The sequence below is a fragment of the Massilia phyllostachyos genome (genome assembly GCF_021044825.1).
GTDB lineage: Bacteria > Pseudomonadota > Gammaproteobacteria > Burkholderiales > Burkholderiaceae_D > Telluria > Telluria phyllostachyos.
The window spans coordinates 779,456-801,768 of record NZ_JAJNOC010000001.1 but is presented as its reverse complement, the minus strand read 5'-3'; the positions used below and the strand labels follow the sequence as shown (position 1 = coordinate 801,768).

Sequence of the window (22,313 nt, the reverse complement as noted above, 5' to 3'; positions counted from 1 at the left end):
ATGCAGCGCTTTCGCTTCAACCTGAAAGCGCTGCTGGCCGCCGCGCTGCTGTGCGTCAGCGCGGCAGCCGGCGCGCACCGCTTCCACATGGGGATCACCGAGGTCGCCTACAACGCGCGCACCAAGAGCACCGAGATCGTCCACACCTATATGGCGCACGACATCGAGGCCCTGATGCTGAACATGTACCAGCGCCAGTTCGACCTCACCGATCCCGAAGACCAGCAGGTGTTCCGCAAGTACCTCGAGGAGCGCTTCGCCCTCAAGGGCGCGGACGGCAAGCGCCTGCCGGTGCGCTGGGTCGGCATGACCATCGATTCGCAAAGCGTCACCGTCTACCAGGAGCTGGAAAACGCGCCGCTGGCCAAGACCGTCAGCATCCGCCATGCGATCCTGGTCGACTTCCTGCCGGACCAGGTCAATACCGTCAACCTCAACGACGCGGGCAAGATCCGCTCGCTCACCTTCACCGGCAACGTTGCCGAACAGCCAACCGCACGCGCCGTACAACAACACGCCCAATGAACACTTTGCATATCACGCCGCTGGCCGGCGCCCTGGCGCTTCTCTTCCTGAACGGCGCCGCCCGCGCCGACGATTTCGTCCTGCAGCGGGTGCTGGTCGAAGGCTCGCGCATCAACCAGATCGGCAAGACCGATTCGGCAAGCTCCGGCACCGTGAATGCGAAGGACCTGGCCAACCGCACCGTCTACCGACCGGGCGAGCTGCTCGAGGCCACGCCCGGCCTGATCGCGAGCCAGCACAGCGGCGAAGGCAAGGCCAACCAGTTCTACCTGCGCGGCTTCAACCTGGACCACGGCACCGACCTGGCCACCTTCGTCGACGGCATGCCGGTCAACCAGCGCAGCCACGCCCATGGCCAGGGCTGGACCGACCTGAATTTCCTGATCCCGGAACTGGTCACCCGCCTCGACTACCGCAAGGGCCCGTATTCGTCCACGGATGGCGATTTCGCCTCGGCCGGCAAGGCCTCGCTGGCCTATGCCAACCGGCTGGTCGAGCCGGTGGCCAGCGTGACCCTGGGCCAGGACGAGTACGTGCGCACGGTGCTGGCCGGCTCCCCGGAGGTCGCGGGAGGCAACCTGCTGTACGCGCTGGAGCTGTTGAAGAACGACGGTCCCTGGACCCGTCCGGATGGCTACCGCAAGATCAACGCCGTGCTGCGCTACAGCCGCGGCTATTCGAACAATGGCTGGACCGTCACCGGGATGCACTACCGCGGCCACTGGAACAGCACCGACCAGATCCCGCTGCGCGCCGTGCAGAACGGCCAGCTGGGGCGCTTCGACGCCCTCGACCTGAGCGATGGCGGCGAAGCGCAGCGCAGCAGCGTGTCGGGCAGCTGGCGCCGCACCACGGACGACGCGGCGACGGCGCTGAACGCCTATGTGATCCGCAACCAGCTCGACCTGTACTCGAACTTCACCTACTTCCTGAACGACCCGGTCAATGGCGACCAGTTCGCCCAGCCCGACCGCCGCGTCACGACCGGCGTGGACGGCAGCCACACCTGGCACGCCTACCGCGGCGCCACCGTCCTGTCGGACTTCACCGCCGGCTTCCAGCTCCAGAACGACAACATCTTCAACGGCCTTTACGACACCCGCGCGCGCCGGCGCATCGCGACCACGCGCGAAGACCACATCGTCGAGACCAGCGGCGCGCTCTACCTGGAAAACGCGACCCTGTGGAGCGATTCGCTGCGCACCGTGGTGGGCATGCGCGCCAACCGCTACCGATTCGACGTCGACGGCGACCGGCCTGAAAACGCCGGCCGCGCCTACGATACGCTCGTCACGCCTACCTTCAGCCTGGCCTACGCGCCGTGGAAGCACACGGAGCTCTACCTGAACTACGGCCACGGCTTCCACAGCAACGACGCGCGCGGCACCGTGGCGACGGTCGATCCGAAGTCGCTGAACCCGGTCGATGCGACGCCGGGCCTGGTGCGTTCGCGCGGCATGGAGCTGGGCCTGCGCACCATCGCGATTCCGAAGATGGAGACCACGGTCTCGGTCTACCGCCTCGACTTCGCTTCCGAGCTGACCTATATCGGCGACGCCGGCAACACCGAGGCCGGCGACCCGAGCCGCCGCTATGGCGTCGAACTGTCGAACATCTACCGCGCCAACAAGTGGCTGGCAGTGAACTTCGACGCGGCCTATGCGCGCGCCCGTTCGCGCGGCGGCAATCCGGATGGCGACCGCATCCCAGGGGCGATCGAAGGCGTGGCCCAGGTCGGGCTGACGGTGGACAATCTCGGCCCATGGTCGGGCGCCCTGCGCCTGCGCTACTTCGGCCCGCGTCCGCTGATCGAGGACGATAGCGTGCGCTCGCATGCGAGCACCACGCTCAATGGCCGCATCGCGTATCGCCTGGCCAAGGACATGCGCCTGGAGCTGGAAGGCTTCAACCTCACCAACCGCCGCGACTCGGCGATCGACTACTACTATGAGTCGCGCCTGGCGAACGAGGCGCAAGGGGTGGAGGACATCCACTTCCACCCGATCGAGCCGCGTACCTTCCGCCTGACCTTCGTGAAGAACTGGTAAGCGGGCGGGGGCAGGGGCCGGACGGCGGGCGCCGAAAGGTGCTACGCTGTCGGGATGATGACTTCGCAACTGCCCTATTCCGACCCCGCCTACCTCGCCGCCTTGCTGCGCGGCGAGGGCTATGCCCTGCTGCGTCCCGAGGACGTGGCGCAACTGGCGGGCTGCACCCTCGACGAGCTGCAGGCGCTAGCCCCGAGCTGGGACCGCCTCGAGCTCGACAACTACCTCAAGGACGGCGGCCGCTACCGGCGCCGCCGCCATTCCTGCTTCATCGACGACGGCCAGGCCCTGCTGCAGACGCCGCACCGCGCGCACTGGCAGCCGGTCGAGTACAACGCCCTGCACGGCGGCATGCACCGCCTGTTCGAACCGGTCGAACCGGGCACGGTGGCCAACCCGGCCTGGGAACACCTGGTACGCGCGCTCGGCGCCGTCTGTTCCCAGGTGCGCGGCCAGCAGCCCTGGTACGTCGAGGCGCACCAGTTCCGCATCGACACCGCCGACGGCATCGGCCGGCCGACGCCGGAAGGCGCGCACCGCGATGGGGTGGATTTCGTGGCCGTGATCCTGGTCGGGCGGTCGAACATCAAGGGCGGCGAGACGCGCGTGTTCGAGGCCGACGGGCCGGCGGGCAAGCGGTTCACCATGCTGGAGCCGTGGACCTTGCTGTTGCTGGACGATGCGGCCGTGATCCACGAGTCGACGCCGATTCAGCCGGTGGGGGAGCATGGGCATCGCGACACACTCGTGCTGACCTGGCGCGCCGGCTCCTTCCAGGGCGCCGACGTCTGATTCATCGCCGTTGAAAAACACAAAAAAAAGCGCCCGCGAACCTTGCGGCTGGCGGGCGATAATCCAATTTCGGAGAAACTGGAGGAGACAGGTTCAATATAACCCAGTTTTTTGTGCACCGCAATACAGTAGAACTACGTAGCTTGTTTCGTGCCGGAAGCGTTTCCATTTGATATTGCTCAAATGCTTTTGCTGCATTGCGGCATTTTTTCCTGGCAACATCACCCTCTTCCTGCTACTCGCTGCCAGTGCAGGATAAAACTCAGTAGAGCACCCCCTCCATCCGCGTGAACTGTGCTGGTAAATATCGCCCAGCACGCGTATCGTATTGCAGTTTCGATACACTTCACCGCTGATTTGTAGCCTGCCCACCACTATGCCGACTTTCCGCCGTCTACCTCCTGTTCCCGTGGTCGCTGCCGCCGGCGCGACCTTGTGCTTCGCCCTTGCCCTGACCATTCCCGAACGCGCCAGCGCGAAAGATGAAAAACCGGCCGCGCCGACGCCGGCGCTGACCGTCACCACCGGCCTGCCCTCGACCGCCTCGCTGCCGGTCGGCCTGACCGCCAACGGCAGCGTCGCCGCCTGGCAGGAAGCGGTAATCGGCAGCGAGTCGAACGGGCTGCGCCTGAGCGAGGTGCGCGTCAACGTCGGCGACGTCGTGAAAAAGGGCGAGACCCTGGCGGTATTCGCCAGCGACACCGTGCGCGCCGACGTCGAGCAGGCGCGCGCCGTGCTGCAGGAAGCGCAGGCCAACGCCGCCGCAGCCAAGGCCGATGCAGACCGCGCGCGCAAGCTGCGCAACACGGGCGCGTTCAGCGAGCAGCAGATCACCCAGTACCTCACCACCGAGGCTACCGCCCGAGCGCGCGTGAGCTCGGCCCAGGCCACCCTGGCCCAGCAGCAGCTGCGGCTGCGCCAGGCCACCGTGGTGGCGCCCGACAGCGGCATCATCTCGGCCCGCAGCGCGACCGTCGGCGCCGTGACCGGCCCGGGCACCGAGATGTTCCGCATGATCCGCCAGGGCCGCCTCGAGTGGCGCGCCGAAATCACCTCGAACGACCTGGGACGCATCAAGCCGGGCATGCGCGCCACCGTGCGCGCCGCCAGCGGCAGCGAGATCACGGGCAAGGTGCGCACCGTGGCGCCGACCGTGGACCCGCAGACCCGCCTGGCCCTGGTCTACGTCGACCTGCCGCCGTCGATGTCGGCCAACGCGCCGCTCAAGGCCGGCATGTTCGCCAGCGGCCGCTTCGAATTCGGCGCCACCACGGCGCTCACCGTGCCGCAGCAGGCCGTGGCCGTGCGCGACGGTTTCAGCTACGTGTTCCGCCTGAACCGCGACAGCCGCGTGAGCCAGCTGAAGGTCACCACCGGCCGCCGCCTGGGCGAGCGCGTCGAGATCACCGGCGGCCTCGCGGCCGACACCCCGATCGTGATCAGCGGCGCCGGCTTCCTGAACGACGGGGATTTGGTACGACAGGTGCCAAATCCGGTCCGCCCTGCTACGGCGCCTGCCGCAGCCCCGGCCCAGCGCCAGGCCGCGCGCTGAGCGGAGACCGTCCATGAACTTCTCCGCACTATCGATCCGCAACCCGATCCCGGCGATCATGCTGTTCGCCCTGCTGACGCTCGCTGGGCTGCTGGCCTTCAAGGCCAACAAGATCCAGGACTTCCCGGACATCGAGCTGCCGATCGTCACCGTCGCCGCCACGCTGGAAGGCGCGGCGCCGGCCCAGCTGGAAACCGAGGTCGCGCGCAAGATCGAGGACTCGGTCGCGACCCTGCAGGGCGTCAAGAACATCTATACCAAGGTGCTCGACGGCGTGGCCACCATCACCATCGAGTTCATCCTCGAGAAGGACCTCGCCGAAGCCGTCAACGACGTGCGCGACGCGGTGGCGCGGGTGCGCGCCGACCTGCCGCCCGAGATGCGCGAGCCGAGCGTGACCAAGGCGGCGACCGCCGGCCGGGTGGTCGCGACCTTCACCGCGGAAGCGGCCAAGGGCGCACGCATGGACGACCAGGAACTGAGCTGGTTCGTCGACAACGACGTCTCCAAGCGCCTCTTGAGCGTGCCGGGCCTGGGTTCGGTGAAACGCGTCGGCGGCGTCACCCGCGAAGTGCGGGTGGAGCTCGACGACGCGCGCATGGCGGCGCTGCAGGTCTCGGCGCTGGATGTCTCGCGCCAGCTGCGCAACGTGCAGCGTGAGGCGCCGGGCGGACGCGGCGACGTCAGCGGCGCCGAGCAGTCGGTGCGCACCATCGCCACCGTCGGCTCGGCCCAGGAACTGGCGCAGATGGACATCCCGCTCAACGATGGACGCCACGTGCGCCTCGACCAGGTGGCGAAGGTCAGCGACACCGTGGCCGAGCCGCGCGCGATCGCGCTGCAGGACGGCCGCAAGGTGGTCGGCTTCGAGGTGTTCCGCACCCGCGGCGCGGGCGAGGTCGACATCGCCGAAGGCGCGCGCGCGGCCGTGGCCCAGCTGCAGAAAGAGAACCCGAACGTGGTGCTGCGCGAGGTGATCGACAACTCGGCGCCGGTCGAGGAAAACTTCGACGCCTCGATGGAGATGCTGTACGAAGGCGCGGTGCTGGCCGTGCTGGTGGTGTGGTGGTTCCTGCGCGACTGGCGCGCCACCCTGGTGGCGGCCGCCGCCCTGCCGCTGTCGGCGATTCCGGCCTTCCTCGGCCAGTACCTGTTCGGCTACACGCTGAACATGGTGACCCTGCTGTCGCTGGCGCTGGTCATCGGCGTGCTGGTCGACGACGCCATCGTCGAGATCGAGAACATCTCGCGCCACCTGCGCATGGGGAAGACCCCGATGCAGGCGGCGCTGGAGGCGGCCGACGAGATCGGGATGGCGGTGATCGCCACCACCTTTGCCCTGGTCGCGGTGTTCCTGCCGACCGCCTTCATGGGCGGCATCCCGGGTAAATTCTTCAAGCAGTTTGGCTGGACTGCGGTGCTGGCGATCCTGGCCTCGCTGGTCGTCGCGCGTCTATTGACGCCGATGATGGCGGCCTACATCCTGAAGCCCTCGAAGCACCACGGCGAAGAGAAGGACGGCCCGCTGATGCGGCGCTACATGAAGGCGATGCAATGGTGCCTGCGCCACCGCCTGGCCACGGCGATTGCGGCCGGCGTGTTCTTCGTCGGCTCGATCGCCCTCGTCCCGCTGCTGCCGACCGGCTTCGTGCCGCCGGCCGACCGCTCCCAGACCCTGATCACGGTCGAGCTGCCGCCGGGTTCCACGCTGGCCGAGACCTATGCCGTGGCCGAGCAGACCCGCAAGGCTGCCATGCAGGTGGCCGGCGTGAAGAGCGTGTTCAGCTCGATCGGCGGGGGCTCCAGCGGCGACGCCTTCGCGCCCGGCGCGGCGGCCGAAGCGCGCCGCGCGGTGCTGACCGTGACCACCATCGACCGCCATGACCGTGACGTGGGTCTCTCGAGCATCGAGAAGGCCCTGCGCGAACGCGTGTCGCAGATCCCGGGCGCGCGCTTCAACGTCGGCGCCAACGACACCGGCACCAAGATGCAGCTGGTGCTGCGCAGCGAAGACGCCCAGGCCTTGACCACCATCGCGCGCCAGGCCGAACGCGAGCTGCGCACCCTGCAGGGCATCGGCAACGTCAGCTCGAGCGCCTCGCTGGTGCGCCCGGAGATCATCGTGCGGCCCGACTTCGCGCGCGCAGCGGACCTGGGCGTGACCGCCGCCGCGATCGGCGAGACGGTGCGCGTGGCCACCGCCGGCGACTACGACCTGTCGCTGGCGAAGATGAACCTGTCCGAGCGCCAGGTGCCGATCCGCGTCAAGCTGCCCGACAGCGTGCGCGCCGACCTCGATGCGCTGGGACGCCTGACGGTGCCGGGCGCGCGCGGCCCGGTGCTGCTGGCGAACGTCGCCACCATCACGATGGAAAGCGGCCCGGCCCAGATCGACCGCCTGAACCGCACCCGCAACGTGACCCTCGACGTCGAGCTGCAAGGACGTTCGCTGGGCCAGGTGAACGAGGAAGCGCGCGCCCTGCCCGTGTTCAAGAACCTGCCGCCGAACGTGCAGATCGCGGAACTGGGCGACGCCCAGGAGATGCAGGCGCTGTTCGCCAGCTTCGGCGTGGCGATGCTGATCGGCGTGCTGTGCATCTACGGCGTGCTGGTGCTGTTGTTTAACGACTTCATGCAGCCGGTGACGATCCTGGCTGCGCTGCCGCTGTCGATCGGCGGCGCCTTCGTGGCCCTGCTGCTGACCAGCAGCGCGCTCTCGATGCCGACCATGATCGGCCTGATCATGCTGATGGGGATCGTGACCAAGAACTCGATCCTGCTGGTGGACTACGCGATCCTGGCGCGCGAGGCGGGCATGAACCGCTTCGACGCCTTGGTCGACGCCTGTCACAAGCGGAGCCGCCCGATCGTGATGACCACCATCGCCATGGGCGCCGGCATGCTGCCGCTTGCGCTCGGCCTGTCGGGCGACCCGAGCTTCCGCGCGCCGATGGCGATCGCGGTGATCGGCGGGCTGATCACCTCCACGCTGCTGAGCCTGCTGGTGGTCCCTGCGGTGTTCACCTACATCGACGACTTCGAGCACCTGCTGAAGCGCGGCATGGCCAAGCTGCGCCGCAAGTCGGCGCATGTTCCGGAAAAGGAAGCAGCGCCGGTCAAGTAGGGTGGACGGCTTTGCCGTCCGCGCGTTCAACTCCCGCATGAACGGATGCGAACCATACTGATCACGCACTGTTTGAACGCGCGGAGTGATTTGGTCCAGTGGAGCAAATCGAGCTGTCCACCATACAAAAAACCCCGGCAAGCGCGAGCTTGCCGGGGTTTTCATTTGGCTGACGCCGTAACGTATCAGTCGCGATAGTCGCGGTAGTAGCGGCGGTTGCTGCCGCTGTCCGAGCTGCTCAGCAGCTTGGCCAGCAGGAAGCCGACGGCGCCGGCGACCAGCAGGGCGGTGCCCGGGTTGGTCTTGACGTACTCGGTGCCTTTTTCCGAATAGGCGCTGTAGGTCTCGCCCAGCTGGCCCTTGCGCTGGCCGATGCTTTCCGATGCGCCGCTCAGCATGCCGCTGATGCGGTCGACGCCGGCGTGGGCGGTGCTGACCAGGCGGTCGACCAGCGGCTGCGCACCTTGCGCGACCTGGTCGATCTTCTCGTGCAGCTTGTCCGGCGACACATTGGCCATGGCGGCCTTGATGCCGCTCTGGGCGCCTTGCGACGACGACTGGTCGCCGCTGTCCGACTGCTGCGAGCTGGAACCCAGGCTGCTGCTCAGGTTATTGCCCGACGACGAGCCGGTGCTGCCGGTGCTGCTGCCCGAGGTGCTGCCCGACGAGCCCAGCGCGCTGTTGCCGCCGCTGGTGCTGCCCAGGTTGCCGCTGCTGCCTGCTGCGCTGGAGCCGCTCTGCTGGCTGCCCAGGTTGCCCGAGCTTTGCGAGCTGCCGGCATTGCTGGTGCCGCCGATCGAGCCGCTGCTGCTGCCGGTGGCAGGCTTGGCGGTGCTCGGCGAGGCGTTGGCGCTGCCGAGGCTGCCCGACGAGCCGCTCTGGCTGCTGCCCGAAGCGCTGCTGGCCTGGCTCAGGCCGGAATTCTGGCTTTTACCGATGTTCGAACCCAGACCCTCGCGGCTTGCGTCGCTGCCTTTTCCCTCGGTAGATTTCTGATTATCCATAATGTATCCCTCGTAAAAATGTAGACCAACGCGAAGTTAGACTGTTACCCGACTATCCACCACATTCTTCCTCGATTCCGCCCGAAACAGAATGAAGGGACGAGATTGGCATGCGCTACCTCAATGTGGCACCTGGGCACTTGCTTGAGGTCACGCCTTCGTTGTCGTGACCTGAAGCGAGCGCAAAAGTTTCACCCTTGGCGCAAACGGCCATCCCGTCGCTGCCGAAGCGGTCGCCTGTGGCGGTCCGAATCGCGCGCAGTGTCGGAAAACTGCGGCGCGATACAAAAAATACAATGCCCAGCCAGTCAAGACCGTGCGTTGACTAACAGAGCTCCGCTGCCGGGCTGCGCACGCCTGGCGAATCCGCTTGCATCCTTTCTCAGCCACGCTACAATGCAAATGATAATCATTATCAATTGAGGCCAGCCGGCCGCCCTTGAAAGGACACGCGCATGTGCGACAAACACGCTTCCCTGCATGAATCCTGCGCCGCCGGTTCGCGCCGCCGCCGCGTCTGGGAACTGAGCTCGACCAGCCACTGCCCGCTGGTGGGCGTGGCCCTGCCCCTCGGCGCCCTGCGCAAGCTGGTCGAGCGGGTCACGGGCGGCAAGCTGCTGCACGACGACTACGACATCCACGTCGGCGCGGTCAGCGAATGCGCACAGCGCAATCCGCTGTCGGAAGCGCTGCAGAAGGAACTGGAACGGCGCTACGCCGGCGACATCGCCCGTTTTCGCGCCGCCAAGACCACCGGGGACGTCGGCGCCCTGTGGGACAAGGCGGTCGCCGCCGGCAACGTGCCCGGCGCCTTCTGGGCCGGCCTGACCCACGCGCGCTGCGACGCCGGCCTCGAGCAGCGCATGTGCCGCGACATCCACATGGTCCAGCACCAGGCCGGCGCCTGCGTGCGCGCCGACATGGACAAGTACAACGCGCTGGTCGCCGACAACGCGCGCCTGATGCGCGAACTGGTGCGCACCCAGCAGCGCTGCCAGTCGCTGCAGCAGGACAAGACCGGGATGGCCGAGCGCCACGAACAGCAGCTGATGCAGGCGCGCGCCGCCGGCATCGCCAAGGACACCGACATCTATCAATTGCGCCACGCCCTGGCGCGCCTGGAAGCCGAAGTGCCCGAACTCGACGAGCGCAAGCGCCTGGCGAACCGGCTGGCGCAGATGGAAGAACGGGAAGCTGCATTGAAGGCCCAGCTGGCGGCGCTGAAGGCGGCCCGCCCCGCCGCCGCCGCCGAGCCGGTCGCCCCGGCGCCCGAGGAAGAGGCGGCGGCGCCAGTGGAAATCCCGATCCGCCTGGTCAACCGCAGCGTGCTGTGCGTCGGCGGACGCAGCGGCAGCGTGCCGGTCTACCGCACCGTGGTCGAAAAGGTCGGCGCCCAGTTCGCCCACCACGACGGCGGCCTGGAAGACAGCGCCGGCCAGCTCGATGCCAGCCTGGCCGCGGCCGACCTGGTGATCTGCCAGACCGGCTGCATCAGCCACCACGCCTACTGGCGCGTGAAGGACCATTGCAAGCGCACCGGCAAGCGCTGCATCTTCATCGACAATCCGAGCGTGTCGAGCCTGGTGCGGGGATTGCAGGAAGTGGCGACAGAAAAGGTTTGACAGTAAAAATCGCCGAGGTGACATGCCGCTATTGAAAGCGGCATGGTGACTTCATCACCATCTACCGCCACCACCTCCTATCAGCGAACACTGAGCGATAGCGATCTTCAATATGCGATCGCCCCGGCGTCGCGCATTCCCGACAGTTCAATATCTCCTCGATACGTAAAAAGGGGAAATTGTTCAAATCGGGGCAGCTTGTTGTTGAGGTCGCTTAACTATACGTATAGCATTTTCCGTATAGCAATACCTAAGTTTAGCCTCGTCAGTCAACCAGCTGTCATCACAGCATTCCCGAGACACCTTCCCATGCTCCAGCTTTCCAATGGCGACGCCGCCGCATTCCCTGCCGACGCCCCATCGTGTTCGGCGGCGCCGGCAACGATTACATCGACGGCGGTGCCGGCACCGACACCATCCGTCTGATGGGCGCCAGCCGCGCCGAATACACCATGCGCATCAAGGATGGCGCGGTGGTGATGACGCACCTGAAGCCGGATGCGGACGGCATCGACACCGTCGTCAACGTCGAGCTGCTGCAGTACGCGGGCCAGACCGGCACGGTCGATTTCAACAAGAGCGAGATCGCGGACCTGGTGCGGCTGTACAGCACCGCCTTCGACCGCAACGCCGACACCGGCGGCATCAACTTCTGGATCGACAAGGCCGAACAGGGCATGTCGCTGATGCAGCTGGCGCACTTCTTCATGGCCAGCGCGGAAGGCAAGGCCGACTTCGGCTCGCTGTCGAACCACGACTTCGTCACCAAGCTGTACGACGTGGCGATGCACCGCACGGCCAGCGCGAATGAGGTCGACTTCTGGACGAACCACCTGGATCGCGGCGCCCTGGACCGCGGCGAGGTGCTGTACTACTTCGCGACGTCGGAAGAGAAGGCCGAGCTGGTGGGCGTCGTCAATACCTCTATTACGACGACCTGAAACTGCTGGAACACATGAGCAAAAATGCCGCTGACACTAGCGGCATTTTTTTTGCTGAAATTGCCGAAAAGAAAGTTTATGTACGGCGTTTTTGCGGGCGGATAGATTGTAAATGGCTTGAGTGAAGAGATTTTGACAATGTCGTATTTCAACAAAAAATGACGAAAATGATGACTTGTGGCAAGGAGTCCACTATTATTTCCAAAACAAAATAATTCTTCCACTAAACTACATCACTGCCATGACATTCTCGCATCTCACCATCCGCACCCGGCTACGCCTTGGTTTTGCGAGCGTCCTCGCCGCCGTCGTTCTCGTCGCCGGCATCGGCATGTATGAACTCGGCCGCGCCAACGACGCCACCACCCACATCGTCCAGGCCAATCTCGCCAAGATCGACCACCTCGAAGAGATGTCGGACGCGGTCCATGTCGTTGCGCGTGTCATCCGCTCGATCGCCCTGCTCCAGGACCAGGATGCGGCCGCGCGCGAAAGCGCCAAGATTGCCGCCGCGCGCGAAAAATACGATGTGGCCGTAAAAGGGCTCGCTGCAATGCCGCTCGACGAAGCGGGCAGGGATTTCGTTGCGAAGATCCGCGCGCTGCAGGACAAGGTACTCCCGATGAACGATCGCTTCATGGAGATGAGCCGGGCCGGTGACGCCGGCGCGATCAGCTACCTGCTGAAGGAAGCCGGGCCGGTCACCGGCGAATGGCAGGACACCATCCGCGAGTTCATTACCCTGCAAAAGAAAAAGAGCGTGGATGATGCGCACATCGCCGCCGAAGCCTACGATCGCGCGCTGACCCTGATGGTGGCTGTGACCGCCCTCACGCTGCTGGCCGGTGGCGCCTTCGCGTATGTCACCGCGCGTTCGATCACGGCGCCGATGGAACAGGCGGTCGGCCTGGCGCGCACCGTCGCTTCAGGCGACCTGAGCAGCACAGTCGAGGTCGACGAGGCCAACCGCAGCGAGACCGGCGACCTGCTGCGCGCGCTGGCCGACATGAACGGTTCGCTGAACCGCATCGTGCGCCAGGTGCGCGAAGACTCGGGCGTCCTGGGCGAGCATGCACGCGAGATCGCCACCGGCAACCTGGATCTCTCGAGCCGCACGGAACAGCAGGCCAGTGCGATCGAGGAGACCGCGGCGTCGATGGAAGAAATCTCGTCGACCGTGAAGCAGAACGCCGACAATGCGCGCGAGGCGAGCGACCTGGCGGCCGGCACCGTCAGCATTGCCGGCCGCGGCGGCCAGGCGGTCGGCCAGCTGGTCGAGCGCATGGCCTCGATCGAGGAGACGTCGGCGAAGATCGTCGACATCATTTCCGTCATCGACGGCATCGCCTTCCAGACCAATATCCTGGCGCTGAACGCGGCGGTCGAAGCGGCGCGCGCCGGCGAACAGGGCCGCGGCTTCGCGGTCGTGGCAAGCGAGGTGCGCAACCTGGCGCAGCGCTCGGCCACGGCGGCGCACGAGATCAAGCATCTGATCACGGCCTCGGTCGAGGAAATCCGCGACGGCGGCCAGCTCGCGCGCGACGCCGGCGCGACCATGGGCGAGATCGTGGACGGCATCGGCAAGGTGGCGCAGTTCGTGACCGACATCGCAGGCGCCAGCCGCGAGCAGTCGACCGGCATCGAGCAGACCTATGCGGCGGTGAGCGAGATCGACCAGATCACGCAGAGCAATGCGGCGCTGGTGGAGGAGCTGGCGGCGACGGCGCAGGGCTTGAATGACCGGGCGGAGGCGCTGGGGGTGCTGGTGCAGCACTTCAGGGTGGATGCGCAGCGTGTGGCCGCGGGCAGCTTGTCGGGCGAACGGGCATTGGTCCTGCACGCCGCCTGATCCAGCAATGGAAAAAGCCCGTGTCCCTGAAGGGGGACACGGGCTTTTCTGTATTCTGGTGCCGCTGACCGGAATCGAACTGGTGACCTTCGCATTACGAATGCGCTGCTCTACCGACTGAGCTACAGCGGCTCTACGCCGGGCGAACCGGACGAAGAGCCGTATTCTAGCAAACAAGTCCGCAAACTTGCTAGTCCGACTCGGCAATTTCGCCGGAAAGTCGGCTTATTCGGCGTGATAGCCGGTCACCAGGTCCACTTCGGCCTTCGAGCCCAGGAACACCGGCACGCGCTGGTGCAGCTTGGTCGGCTGGATTTCCATGATGCGGCCACGCCCGTCGGTGGCGGCGCCGCCGGCCTGCTCGACGATCATGGCCATCGGGTTGGCTTCGTACATCAGGCGCAGCTTGCCCGGCGATTGCGGGTCGCGCAGGTCGGCCGGGTACATGAAGACGCCGCCGCGGTTCAGGATGCGGTGCACGTCGGCCACCATCGAGGCGATCCAGCGCATGTTGAAATCCTTGCCGCGCGGGCCGGTGGAACCCGCCAGCATTTCATCGACGTAGCGCTGCACCGGCGGGTGCCAGTGGCGCTTGTTCGACATGTTGATCGCGAATTCCTTGGTGGTTTCCGGGATCTGCATATTGCTCTGGGTGAGGACCCAGGATCCTTGCTCGCGGTCCAGCGTGAAGCAGTGCACGCCGTTGCCGGTGGTGAGCACCAGCATGGTCTGCGGGCCGTAGACCGCGTAGCCGGCCGCCACCTGCTGGGTGCCGGGCTGCAGGAAGTCCTGTTCGGTCGGCTCGACCATGCCTTCCGGCGCCTTGAGCACCGAGAAGATGGTGCCGATCGAGACGTTGACGTCGATGTTCGAGGAACCGTCCAGCGGGTCGAACATCAGGAGGAATTCGCCTTTCGGGTAGCGGCTCGGGATCTTGCGGATGGTTTCCATCTCTTCCGACGCCATCGCCGCCAGGTGGCCGCCCCACTCGTTCGCTTCCAACAGGATTTCGTTGGAGATCACGTCGAGCTTCTTCTGCACTTCGCCCTGGATGTTCTCGGTGTCGGCGCTGCCCAGCACCTCGCCCAGCGCACCCTTGCTGACCGAATAGCTGATGCGCTTGCAGGCGCGGGCCACGACCTCGATCAGGAGGCGCAGCTCGGCGTTGATGTTCTGGCGGAGGCGTTGTTCCTCGACCAGGTATTGGGTCAGACTGACGCGTTTCATGGACTTCCTTTGGTTTGGTTTGAATCTTGTTGTTGTGGGTGGACGCGTCTGCTCACGCACTGTCTGAACGCGTGGGCGGGGGACCGCCCACCCTACGTTAGTTGGCGAGCGCTTTGGTGACGATCTCGCGCACGTCGTTCGACAGGCGCTGCTGCCCGGCCACCTGCTGCAGCGCGGTCTTCATGTGCTGCTGCAGCTCCGGGGTGTAGCGGCGCCAGCGGTCCATGGCGCGGGCCAGGCGGGCGGCGACCTGCGGGTTGAGGGCGTCGAGCAGGGTCACGTGCTCGGCCCAGAACAGGTAGCCGCTGCCGTTCGGTGCGTGGAACTCGACCGGGTTGTTCATGCAATAGGCCGCGACCAGGCTGCGCGCGCGGTTCGGGTTGCGCAGGTTGAAGGCCGGGTGGCGCATCAGTTCGCGCACCTTGGCGATGTCGGTGGTCGGGGCCGAGGCCTGCATCGCGAACCACTTGTCGACCACCAGCGCCTCGTCCTTGAACTCCTCGTAGAAGCGCGCCAGTTCGGCGTCCGCTTCCGGCGCGCGCGCGTGGATCAGGGCGCTCAGGCTCGCCGCGCGGTCGGTCATGTTGTCCGCCTCCCGGCACTGGCGCAGGGCCAGGGCGATGGTTTCCTCGTCGGGCGCGGCGTTCAGGTAGGACAGCGCCAGGTTCTTCAGCGCGCGTTTGCCGCTTGAGACGGCATCGGGGCTGTAGGCGCCCGGGGTCTGGTTGGCCTCGTACTGGGCCAGCAGTTCGCTGCGCAGGCGGGCGCCGATGTTGGCGCGCATGAACTGGCGCGCCATGTGCACGGCCAGCGGGTCGACCACGGCGAGCTGCTCGGCGATCATGGTCTCGGTCGGCAGCAGCAGCGCCTGCTCGCGGAAGGCGGCGTCGAGCGAGTCGTCCGTCAGCATCTTGCGCATCGCTTCGATGAAGGTGTCGTCCAGGTTCAGGCGGTCGGACACCGCCGCTTCGCCGGTGAGCTTCAGGAGGCGGCCCATCGCCAGGCGCTGGCCGGCTTCCCAGCGGTTGACCGGATCCGAATCGTAGCTGAACAGGTGCAGCAGGTCGCTGTCGCTGTAGCCGTGCTGCAGGATCACCGGCGCCGAGAAGTCGCGCAGCACCGAGGGCACCGGCTGCTCGGCGACGTTGCTGAACACGAAGGTCTGCTCGGCCTGCGTCAGTTCCAGCACGACGGTGGCGCCGGCATTCTTGCCGTCCAGCGTGAGCGGCATGTCGCGGCCTTCGCGGTCGAGCAGGCCGACCGCTACCGGGATATGGAAGGGACGTTTTTCCGGCTGGCCCGGCGTCGGCGGGCAGGACTGGAACAGGGTGATGCTGTAGGTGCGGGCGGCCTCATCGTAGCGCGCCTCGAAGCGCAGCACCGGGGTGCCGGCCTGGTCGTACCAGCGCTCGAACTGGCTCAGGTCGCACCCGTTGGCGTCGGCCATCGCCAGGCGGAAGTCGTCGCAGGTCACGGCCTGGCCGTCATGGCGCTGGAAATACAGGTCCATGCCCTTGCGGAAACCGTCGCGGCCGAGCAGGGTCTGGTACATGCGCACCACTTCGGCGCCCTTCTCGTACACCGTGACGGTATAAAAATTGTTGATCTCGACGAAGGAGTCGGGGCGCACCGGGTGCGCCATCGGGCCGGCGTCCTCGGGGAACTGGGCCTGGCGCAAGGTGCGCACCTGGTCGATGCGGGTGACCGCGCGGCCGGACTCGGTGCCGATCATGTCGGCGGTGAATTCCTGGTCGCGGAACACCGTCAGGCCTTCTTTCAGCGACAGCTGGAACCAGTCGCGGCAGGTGACGCGGTTGCCGGTCCAGTTGTGGAAATACTCGTGCGCCACCACCGCCTCGATGCCCTGGAAGTCGATGTCGGTCGCCACCCGCGGGTTGGCCAGCACGAACTTGGTGTTGAAAATGTTCAGGCCCTTGTTTTCCATCGCGCCCATGTTGAAGTCGCCCGTGGCGACGATCATGAAGCGGTCGAGGTCGAGCTCCAGCCCGTAGCGTTCCTCGTCCCAGCGGATGCTGTGCTTGAGCGACTGCATCGCGTAGTCGGTCTTGTCGAGGTTGCCCTCTTCGACCCAGACCTGCAGCAGGGCGTCGCGGCCGTCGGCCAGGCGGAAGGTTTCTTCCTGGCACACCAGGCGTGCGGCGACCAGGGCGAACAGGTAAGACGGTTTCTTGAACGGGTCTTCCCATTTGGCGTAGTGGCGGCCGTCGCCCAGGTCGCCTTCTTCGACCAGGTTGCCGTTGGAGAGCAGCACCGGGTAGCGCTCCTTGTCGGCACGCAGCATCACGGTGTAGACGGCCATCACGTCGGGACGGTCCGGGAAGTAGGTGATGCGGCGGAAGCCCTCGGCCTCGCACTGGGTGAAGAAATTGCCGTTCGAGGTGTACAGGCCGCTCAGGGTCGTGTTCAGCTCGGGCGTGCAGACGGTCTCGATCTCGAGCGTGGCTTCCTCGGGCGCGTTCGGGATCGTCAGCATGGTGCCGTTGATCGCGTAGTCGCGCTCTTCCAGCAGGCGGCCGTTCAGGCGCAGCGCCACCAGTTCGATGTCCTCGCCGACCAGCTCGATCTCGCGCTGGGCGCTGTCGGGATTGCGCCGGATCGTCATCCGGTTGGCGACGACGGTGCGGGCGGGATCGAGGTCGAAGCCGAGTTCCACGGTGTCCACCAGGTAGCTCGGTGGGGTGTAGTCGCTGCGGTAGATCGTCTGGGGCGTGTCGGTGCGCATAGGAAAATCCGCGAAGGCAGGTTAAGGATCGAGAAGGTGCTTATTCTACCAACAAGATTTTCGGGCGCTTGCTCCGTTTCGGCATGTATCGGAATGTGGCGGTGGTAACCGCGTGTAAATTATTCTGCGAGAATGATGAACAGAACTTAGTATTGAGGATCGGAAAAGTCCGCACACAAATTGGAGATAGCAATGAAACGCCTGATGATCGCCGCCGGCGCAGCAGCGGCGCTGCTGCTGACGGGTTGCGCTACCACGATCCGTAGCGACGTGACCACCTTCCACAAGTGGCCCGCGCAGATCGAAGACAAGAGTTATGTATTCGAAGTTCCGCCGCCCCAGGACGACACCCTGGAATGGCGCGCCTACCAGGACCTGGTCCGTGGCGAGCTGGCCAAGCTGGGCTTCCGTGACGCCAACGGCGCCACCCCTGCCCTGACCGTGTCGATGCGCTTCACCACCACCGACATGCCGGTGCGCGTGGTGGAACCGGTGATGTCGCCGTTCTACGGCCCGATGTACGCCCCGCGCGTCGCCTACTTCCGCGCCCGCAACGGCGCCATCTACCGCCGCTACGTGGGCGGCGGCTTCTACAGCCCGTTCTACGATCCGTTCTGGAACCCGGGCTACCAGGTCTCGATCGAGCACCAGTACCGCCGCGAGCTGCAGGTTGGCATCAAGCAGGCGCGCGACGGCCAGCGCCTGTTCGACGTCACCGTGCACAACACCAGCCGCGAGATGTCGACCCCGGCCCTGATGCCGGCGCTGGTGCAGAGCGCGTTCCAGGGCTTCCCCGGCCCTTCCGGGGTGGCAAGGCGGGTGACGCTGGAGCAGAAGGAAGGCTGAGCATTTGCTCGGCGTAGATGAGGACGGGGCTTCGGCCCCGTTTTTTTTGCTCCGGATCGTCCTGCTTCCCTTCGGATGCCGCTCAAGCCTCTCCAGGCCTGTCGATACGGCGTCAAAAGACGATTTTCATGCGTGCGGGAGTATTGACACCCGCTCTGCTACCATGCTCCATGCTAAAAATTTTGCTGGTTGACGACGCGAACGTCGACGTGATGCTCACCAGCATCGCGCTTGAGAGCTGTGCCATTCCGCACCAGCTGAGCGTCGCCCATGATGGCGCCGAGGCCTACGAGATACTGCTGGAACGCCGCATCGACCTGCTACTGCTCGATATCAAGATGCCTCGGGTGAACGGCTTCGATCTACTCGAGAAGCTGCGGTCCGCGGGACGCCCGCCGATTTCCACGATCATTCTCTCGGGCTCGGGACTCGAGGCCGATCGCCTGCGGGCTCATCATCTCGGAGCCATTGAATACATCCAGAAAGCAGTCGACTTTTCCGCGTTCAAGCATGAGCTCAGGGGCGCCATGCAAAAGCACGGCTTTTGCTGAACTGCCCCTGCTACGCACATCAGCTGAAGTAGGCTTCCGAGCCGAACGTGATCGCCACGATCAGGATCAGCGCAAAGGCCAGCACGATCAGCAGCCGCCCGAACTTCGGCACGCCGGGGTCATGGGGCGCGGCGGCGCCGTTGTCGTCGTTGGTATCCCTCATGGCAGCAGCACCGTCGAACCGGTGGTACGGCGCCCCTCCAGCGCGCGGTGCGCCTCGGCCGCGTCAGCCAACGCAAAGCGCTGCTTGACCTCCACCGTAATCTTCCCGCTCTCGACCATCCCGAACAATTCGGCCGCCATGGCTTCCAGCTTCTCGCGATCCGACGCGTAGGCAAACAGCGTCGGCCGCGTAATATAAAGCGACCCGCGCGACGCCAGTTCACTGAGCGCGAACGGCGGCACGGCCCCGGAGGCATTCCCGAAACTGACCATCAGCCCGCGCGGCTGCAGGCAGTCCAGCGAGCGGATGAAGGTGTCCTTGCCGACCGAGTCGTACACCACCGGAACCCTGGCCCCGCCAGTGATCTCGAGCACGCGCGCAACGACATCCTCGGTGTTGTAGTTGATGACGTGGGCCGCGCCGTGGGCCCGCGCCAGTTCCGCCTTTTCCTCGGAGCCGACGGTCCCGATCAGGTTCACGCCCAGCGCCTTCGCCCACTGGCAGGCGATCAGGCCGACGCCACCGGCCGCCGCGTGGAACAGGATGGTCTGGCCGGCTTGCAGCTCATACGTCTGGCGGAACAGGTACTGCACCGTCAGCCCCTGCAGCATCATGGCCGCGCCGGCCTCGAACGAGATCGATTCCGGCAGGCGCACCAGCATAGCTGCCGGCATCACGCGCGCTTCGCTGTAGGCGCCGCCGGCCCCGCCCGCATACACGACGCGGTCGCCCGGAGAAAGGTGCGTGACGCCCTCGCCCACCGCTTCCACCACGCCCGCGCCTTCCTGGCCCAGCACGGCCGGCAAGGCCATCTTGTACAGGCCGCTGCGGTAATAGGTGTCGATGTAGTTCAGGCCGATCGCGTGGTGGCGCACGCGCGCTTCGCCCGAGCCGGGTTCGCCGACCTCGACGTCCACGTATTCCAGCACTTCGGGGCCACCTAGGGCGGCGATGCGGATGGCTTTCACCATGGTGGTGACCTCCTTCAGGCCTGGGCCCGGGCCGCGATCAGCTGCGACAGCACCAGGCGCGCGGTGGAGACATTGGTGGCGCAGGCGACGTTGTGGACGTCGCAGGCGCGCACCAGGGCGTTGATGTCGGGCTCGTGCGGCTGCGGGGTCATCGGGTCGCGCAGGAAAATCACGCAGTCGATCTCGCCCTCGACCAGCAGGGCGCCGATCTGCAGATCGCCGCCGACCGGGCCGGAATGCTTGCGCTCGACGGTGAGCCCGAGCTCGTTGGCGAGGCGTCCGCCGGTGGTGCCGGTGGCGGAGAGGGTACACATCTTGAGAAACTCGATGTACTCGCCCGCGAGCGAGATCATGTCGTCCTTCTTCTTGTCGTGCGCGATCAGCGCAATCCGGGGTGTGGTCGTCGTCATTTTTTCGAAAGCAGGTAGATCCCAAGCAGCACGAGCCCCGTGCCGGCCAGCTGCACGCCCGTGATCGGCTCGCCGAGGATCAGCGCGCCGAGGAAGAGCGTGGACACCGGCCCGATCATCCCGGCCTGCGAGGCGGTGGCGGCGCCGATGCGCTGCACCGCGGCCATGGTCATGAACACGGGGAAGATCGTACAGAATACCCCATTCACCAGCGAGAGCCAGTAAACCTCGGCCGGCTGCACCAGCATGCTCGCGGGACGCAGCAGGAAGAACTGCAGCAGGCAGGCGGCGCTCGACACGCACATCGCGTAGGCGACCAGGCGCAGCGAGCCGATGCGGCGCACCATCTCGCCGGTGCCGAGCAGGTAGAAGGCGTAGCTCAGCGCCGAGCCCAGCACGAACAGGGAACCGAGCACGGTGCTGCCCGCGCCGCCGGCCAGGTCGTGCACGAACACCAGCACGATGCCGCAATAGGCCAGCGCCAGCGCCGCCCATTCGATGCGGCGCACACGGCGCTTGAACACCATCACGTTGATCAGGAGGACGAAGGTCGGCGTGAGGAACAGGATCAGCCGCTCGAGGCCGACCGAGATGTGCTGCAGGCCGAGGAAATCCAGGTAGCTCGACAGGTAATAGCCGACCAGGCCGAGGCCGGCGATGCGCCAGCGGTCTTGCGGGCTGAGCGGCGGGCCGACGCGCATCTTCCAGACCGCCACGGCGATAAACACCGGAAGCGAGAACAGCATCCTGAACGCGATCAACGTAACTGCGTCGATGTGGTAGCGGTACAGCAGTTTCGCCACGATCGCCTTCGTTGAAAACAGGATGGCGCCGGCGATGGCGATCGAGAGTCCGGCGAGGACGGCGGCGCGTGGCAAGGGAGCAGCGGATTGGCTGGAGGAAGCATCGTTCATCCTACGATTGTAGGAGGAAATGGCCGCGCTTGCCGGCGGCGGGCTGGAGCGGATGGGAGAACGAAGGGCGGGAACTTGCTGTCGAACAGCGCAATTCAACCATGGGAAGAGGGACGCCATGAACCAGACCAGTACCCCGCCGCGCCTGCCATTGCTGCCGAGCGGACGCCTGCGGCTGCGCGGCGGGAGCGCGCGATGAATGTCTCCGTGGTGGACGAACGTCCCGGCCCGCCGCTGGCGATGGCGCTGGCCTGGGCCGCGCTGCTGGCTTGCGCCTGCTGGGCGTGGCTGGCCTTCCAGGGCATGCAGGCGCCGCCGGCCCCGGTGCAGCTCTCGAGCCCGGCCGTGGCCGGCCCGCCGCCGGCGCCGCTGCGCGCCGGCCAGCTGGTGCTGGTGTTCGCCATGTGGACCGCCCTGTACGTGGCGCTGCTGCTGCCGGCCGCCGCCGTCGCGGTGGCCGCGGTGAGCCGCATCGCTGGTCGCCGCAGCTTGGCTGGAGCGCGCCTCGCGCCCTGGCTGTTCGCGCTCGGCTGCCTGCTGGCCTGGACCGGCTTCGCCGCCATCGTCACGCTGCTGTTCTGGACCCTGCACGACGCCGGCATGCTGGACGCCACGCTGGCGGTGCGCCATCCCGCCGCCTCCGGACTGGTGCTGGTGGCGGCCGGCGCCTGGCAATGGACTTCGTCCAAGCACGCCTGCCTGCAATACTGCCGCGCGCCCTTCCCCGCCCTGCTGTCCGGCTGGAGCAAGGGCCGGCTGGCCGCCCTGTGGCAGGGCGCCGAGCATGCGCGCACGGTGCTGGGCTGCTACTGGCTGATCGTGCTGCTGCCCTTGACGGGCGGGCCCGGCAACCCGGGGATGGTGGCGGCGGTGGGCCTGCTGCTGCTGGCCGAACTGCGGCTGCGCGACGCCACCCTGCCCGCCTGCCTGGCCGGTCTCGGGATGGTCGCCTGGGGCACCAGACTGTTGTTTCCGTGACATGTCACAGCGTTCTCGCGGCGATTTTGCAAGAGGGGCCTATGTTAGAATGT

At 66.2% G+C, this 22,313-nt stretch carries 18 protein-coding genes and 1 tRNA gene; 11 read left to right on the top strand and 8 right to left on the bottom strand.

Features of this window, described 5'->3' with window-relative positions; genetic code table 11:
• The 5 genes from LQ564_RS03435 to LQ564_RS03415 all read left to right on the top strand — a co-directional run bounded on the left by LQ564_RS03435 (position 1) and on the right by LQ564_RS03415 (position 8,041).
• Positions 1-525: a DUF6702 family protein gene (locus LQ564_RS03435; RefSeq protein ID WP_231056671.1), complete on the top strand. Its 525-nt coding sequence runs from the start codon at positions 1-3 to the stop codon at positions 523-525.
• A complete protein-coding gene (locus LQ564_RS03430) occupies positions 522-2,573 on the top strand; it encodes a TonB-dependent receptor (protein ID WP_231056670.1) in 2,052 nt (683 codons plus the stop codon). Before LQ564_RS03435 ends, LQ564_RS03430 begins: the two co-directional genes overlap by 4 nt.
• Positions 2,574-2,627: 54 nt before the next feature.
• Positions 2,628-3,365, top strand: a complete 738-nt coding sequence (locus tag LQ564_RS03425; protein WP_231056669.1) for a 2OG-Fe dioxygenase family protein — start codon at positions 2,628-2,630, stop codon at positions 3,363-3,365.
• A 376-nt stretch (positions 3,366-3,741) separates the two neighbouring features.
• Positions 3,742-4,917, top strand: a complete 1,176-nt coding sequence (locus LQ564_RS03420) for an efflux RND transporter periplasmic adaptor subunit (RefSeq protein WP_231056668.1) — start codon at positions 3,742-3,744, stop codon at positions 4,915-4,917.
• Positions 4,918-4,930: 13 nt separating this feature from the next.
• Positions 4,931-8,041, top strand: coding sequence for an efflux RND transporter permease subunit (locus LQ564_RS03415; protein ID WP_231056667.1), 3,111 nt, complete (start codon positions 4,931-4,933; stop codon positions 8,039-8,041).
• A 185-nt stretch (positions 8,042-8,226) separates the two neighbouring features.
• Here LQ564_RS03415 and LQ564_RS03410 read toward each other — a convergent pair whose 3' ends face one another.
• Positions 8,227-9,045, bottom strand: coding sequence for an ElaB/YgaM/YqjD family protein (locus LQ564_RS03410; RefSeq protein WP_231056666.1), 819 nt, complete (start codon positions 9,043-9,045; stop codon positions 8,227-8,229).
• 455 nt (positions 9,046-9,500) lie between these two features.
• On the opposite strand from LQ564_RS03410, the gene LQ564_RS03405 reads away from it, so the two are divergent.
• The 3 genes from LQ564_RS03405 to LQ564_RS03395 all read left to right on the top strand — a co-directional run bounded on the left by LQ564_RS03405 (position 9,501) and on the right by LQ564_RS03395 (position 13,457).
• A complete protein-coding gene (locus LQ564_RS03405; RefSeq protein ID WP_231056665.1) occupies positions 9,501-10,667 on the top strand; it encodes a DUF2325 domain-containing protein in 1,167 nt (388 codons plus the stop codon).
• A gap of 362 nt (positions 10,668-11,029) precedes the next feature.
• On the top strand, positions 11,030-11,608 hold the full coding sequence (locus tag LQ564_RS03400; protein ID WP_231056664.1) for a DUF4214 domain-containing protein: 579 nt from the start codon (positions 11,030-11,032) through the stop codon (positions 11,606-11,608).
• 241 nt (positions 11,609-11,849) lie between these two features.
• Positions 11,850-13,457 (top strand): methyl-accepting chemotaxis protein, encoded by a 1,608-nt coding sequence (locus LQ564_RS03395; RefSeq protein WP_231056663.1) that lies wholly within the window; start codon positions 11,850-11,852, stop codon positions 13,455-13,457.
• Positions 13,458-13,513: 56 nt separating this feature from the next.
• Here the strand turns inward: LQ564_RS03395 and LQ564_RS03390 are convergent.
• From LQ564_RS03390 to pepN, 3 genes are all read right to left on the bottom strand, one after another.
• A tRNA-Thr gene (locus LQ564_RS03390) sits at positions 13,514-13,589 on the bottom strand.
• Positions 13,590-13,682: 93 nt separating this feature from the next.
• Positions 13,683-14,684 (bottom strand): class 1 fructose-bisphosphatase, encoded by a 1,002-nt coding sequence (locus LQ564_RS03385; RefSeq protein ID WP_231056662.1) that lies wholly within the window; start codon positions 14,682-14,684, stop codon positions 13,683-13,685.
• Positions 14,685-14,781: 97 nt separating this feature from the next.
• Positions 14,782-17,427, bottom strand: coding sequence for an aminopeptidase N (gene pepN, locus LQ564_RS03380; RefSeq protein WP_231056661.1), 2,646 nt, complete (start codon positions 17,425-17,427; stop codon positions 14,782-14,784).
• 192 nt (positions 17,428-17,619) lie between these two features.
• Here pepN and LQ564_RS03375 point away from each other — a divergent pair, with 192 nt between their 5' ends.
• Positions 17,620-18,273, top strand: a complete 654-nt coding sequence (locus tag LQ564_RS03375; protein WP_231056660.1) for a DUF4136 domain-containing protein — start codon at positions 17,620-17,622, stop codon at positions 18,271-18,273.
• A gap of 170 nt (positions 18,274-18,443) precedes the next feature.
• Positions 18,444-18,824, top strand: coding sequence for a response regulator (locus LQ564_RS03370; protein WP_231056659.1), 381 nt, complete (start codon positions 18,444-18,446; stop codon positions 18,822-18,824).
• Positions 18,825-18,843: 19 nt separating this feature from the next.
• On the opposite strand, the gene LQ564_RS03365 is transcribed toward LQ564_RS03370, so the two are convergent.
• Genes LQ564_RS03365 through LQ564_RS03350 form a run of 4 tightly spaced genes read right to left on the bottom strand, consistent with a single transcriptional unit; the run spans position 18,844 to position 21,282 of the window.
• Positions 18,844-18,987, bottom strand: coding sequence for a hypothetical protein (locus LQ564_RS03365; RefSeq protein WP_231056658.1), 144 nt, complete (start codon positions 18,985-18,987; stop codon positions 18,844-18,846).
• Positions 18,984-19,958, bottom strand: coding sequence for a quinone oxidoreductase family protein (locus tag LQ564_RS03360; RefSeq protein ID WP_231056657.1), 975 nt, complete (start codon positions 19,956-19,958; stop codon positions 18,984-18,986). Before LQ564_RS03360 ends, LQ564_RS03365 begins: the two co-directional genes overlap by 4 nt.
• Before the next feature lie 14 nt (positions 19,959-19,972).
• Positions 19,973-20,368 (bottom strand): methylglyoxal synthase, encoded by a 396-nt coding sequence (locus LQ564_RS03355; RefSeq protein WP_231056656.1) that lies wholly within the window; start codon positions 20,366-20,368, stop codon positions 19,973-19,975.
• Positions 20,365-21,282, bottom strand: coding sequence for a DMT family transporter (locus tag LQ564_RS03350; protein WP_231056655.1), 918 nt, complete (start codon positions 21,280-21,282; stop codon positions 20,365-20,367). Before LQ564_RS03350 ends, LQ564_RS03355 begins: the two co-directional genes overlap by 4 nt.
• A 195-nt stretch (positions 21,283-21,477) precedes the next feature.
• Between LQ564_RS03350 and LQ564_RS03345 the strand changes: the two genes are divergently transcribed.
• Positions 21,478-22,260: a DUF2182 domain-containing protein gene (locus LQ564_RS03345; RefSeq protein WP_231056654.1), complete on the top strand. Its 783-nt coding sequence runs from the start codon at positions 21,478-21,480 to the stop codon at positions 22,258-22,260.
• Positions 22,261-22,313: the final 53 nt, after the last annotated feature.

What these genes read in the sequence shown, in the direction of transcription:
- LQ564_RS03395 (WP_231056663.1), top strand. Translation starts at nt 11,850, where the DNA reads ATGACATTCTCGCATCTCACCATCCGCACCCGGCTACGCCTTGGTTTT.
- LQ564_RS03375 (WP_231056660.1), top strand. Translation starts at nt 17,620, where the DNA reads ATGAAACGCCTGATGATCGCCGCCGGCGCAGCAGCGGCGCTGCTGCTG.
- LQ564_RS03385 (WP_231056662.1), bottom strand. Translation starts at nt 14,684, where the DNA reads ATGAAACGCGTCAGTCTGACCCAATACCTGGTCGAGGAACAACGCCTC.
- LQ564_RS03425 (WP_231056669.1), top strand. Translation starts at nt 2,628, where the DNA reads ATGATGACTTCGCAACTGCCCTATTCCGACCCCGCCTACCTCGCCGCC.
- LQ564_RS03405 (WP_231056665.1), top strand. Translation starts at nt 9,501, where the DNA reads ATGTGCGACAAACACGCTTCCCTGCATGAATCCTGCGCCGCCGGTTCG.
- pepN (WP_231056661.1), bottom strand. Translation starts at nt 17,427, where the DNA reads ATGCGCACCGACACGCCCCAGACGATCTACCGCAGCGACTACACCCCA.
- LQ564_RS03370 (WP_231056659.1), top strand. Translation starts at nt 18,444, where the DNA reads ATGCTAAAAATTTTGCTGGTTGACGACGCGAACGTCGACGTGATGCTC.
- LQ564_RS03420 (WP_231056668.1), top strand. Translation starts at nt 3,742, where the DNA reads ATGCCGACTTTCCGCCGTCTACCTCCTGTTCCCGTGGTCGCTGCCGCC.
- LQ564_RS03365 (WP_231056658.1), bottom strand. Translation starts at nt 18,987, where the DNA reads ATGAGGGATACCAACGACGACAACGGCGCCGCCGCGCCCCATGACCCC.
- LQ564_RS03410 (WP_231056666.1), bottom strand. Translation starts at nt 9,045, where the DNA reads ATGGATAATCAGAAATCTACCGAGGGAAAAGGCAGCGACGCAAGCCGC.
- LQ564_RS03350 (WP_231056655.1), bottom strand. Translation starts at nt 21,282, where the DNA reads ATGAACGATGCTTCCTCCAGCCAATCCGCTGCTCCCTTGCCACGCGCC.
- LQ564_RS03415 (WP_231056667.1), top strand. Translation starts at nt 4,931, where the DNA reads ATGAACTTCTCCGCACTATCGATCCGCAACCCGATCCCGGCGATCATG.
- LQ564_RS03355 (WP_231056656.1), bottom strand. Translation starts at nt 20,368, where the DNA reads ATGACGACGACCACACCCCGGATTGCGCTGATCGCGCACGACAAGAAG.
- LQ564_RS03360 (WP_231056657.1), bottom strand. Translation starts at nt 19,958, where the DNA reads ATGGTGAAAGCCATCCGCATCGCCGCCCTAGGTGGCCCCGAAGTGCTG.
- LQ564_RS03435 (WP_231056671.1), top strand. Translation starts at nt 1, where the DNA reads ATGCAGCGCTTTCGCTTCAACCTGAAAGCGCTGCTGGCCGCCGCGCTG.
- LQ564_RS03345 (WP_231056654.1), top strand. Translation starts at nt 21,478, where the DNA reads ATGAATGTCTCCGTGGTGGACGAACGTCCCGGCCCGCCGCTGGCGATG.
- LQ564_RS03430 (WP_231056670.1), top strand. Translation starts at nt 522, where the DNA reads ATGAACACTTTGCATATCACGCCGCTGGCCGGCGCCCTGGCGCTTCTC.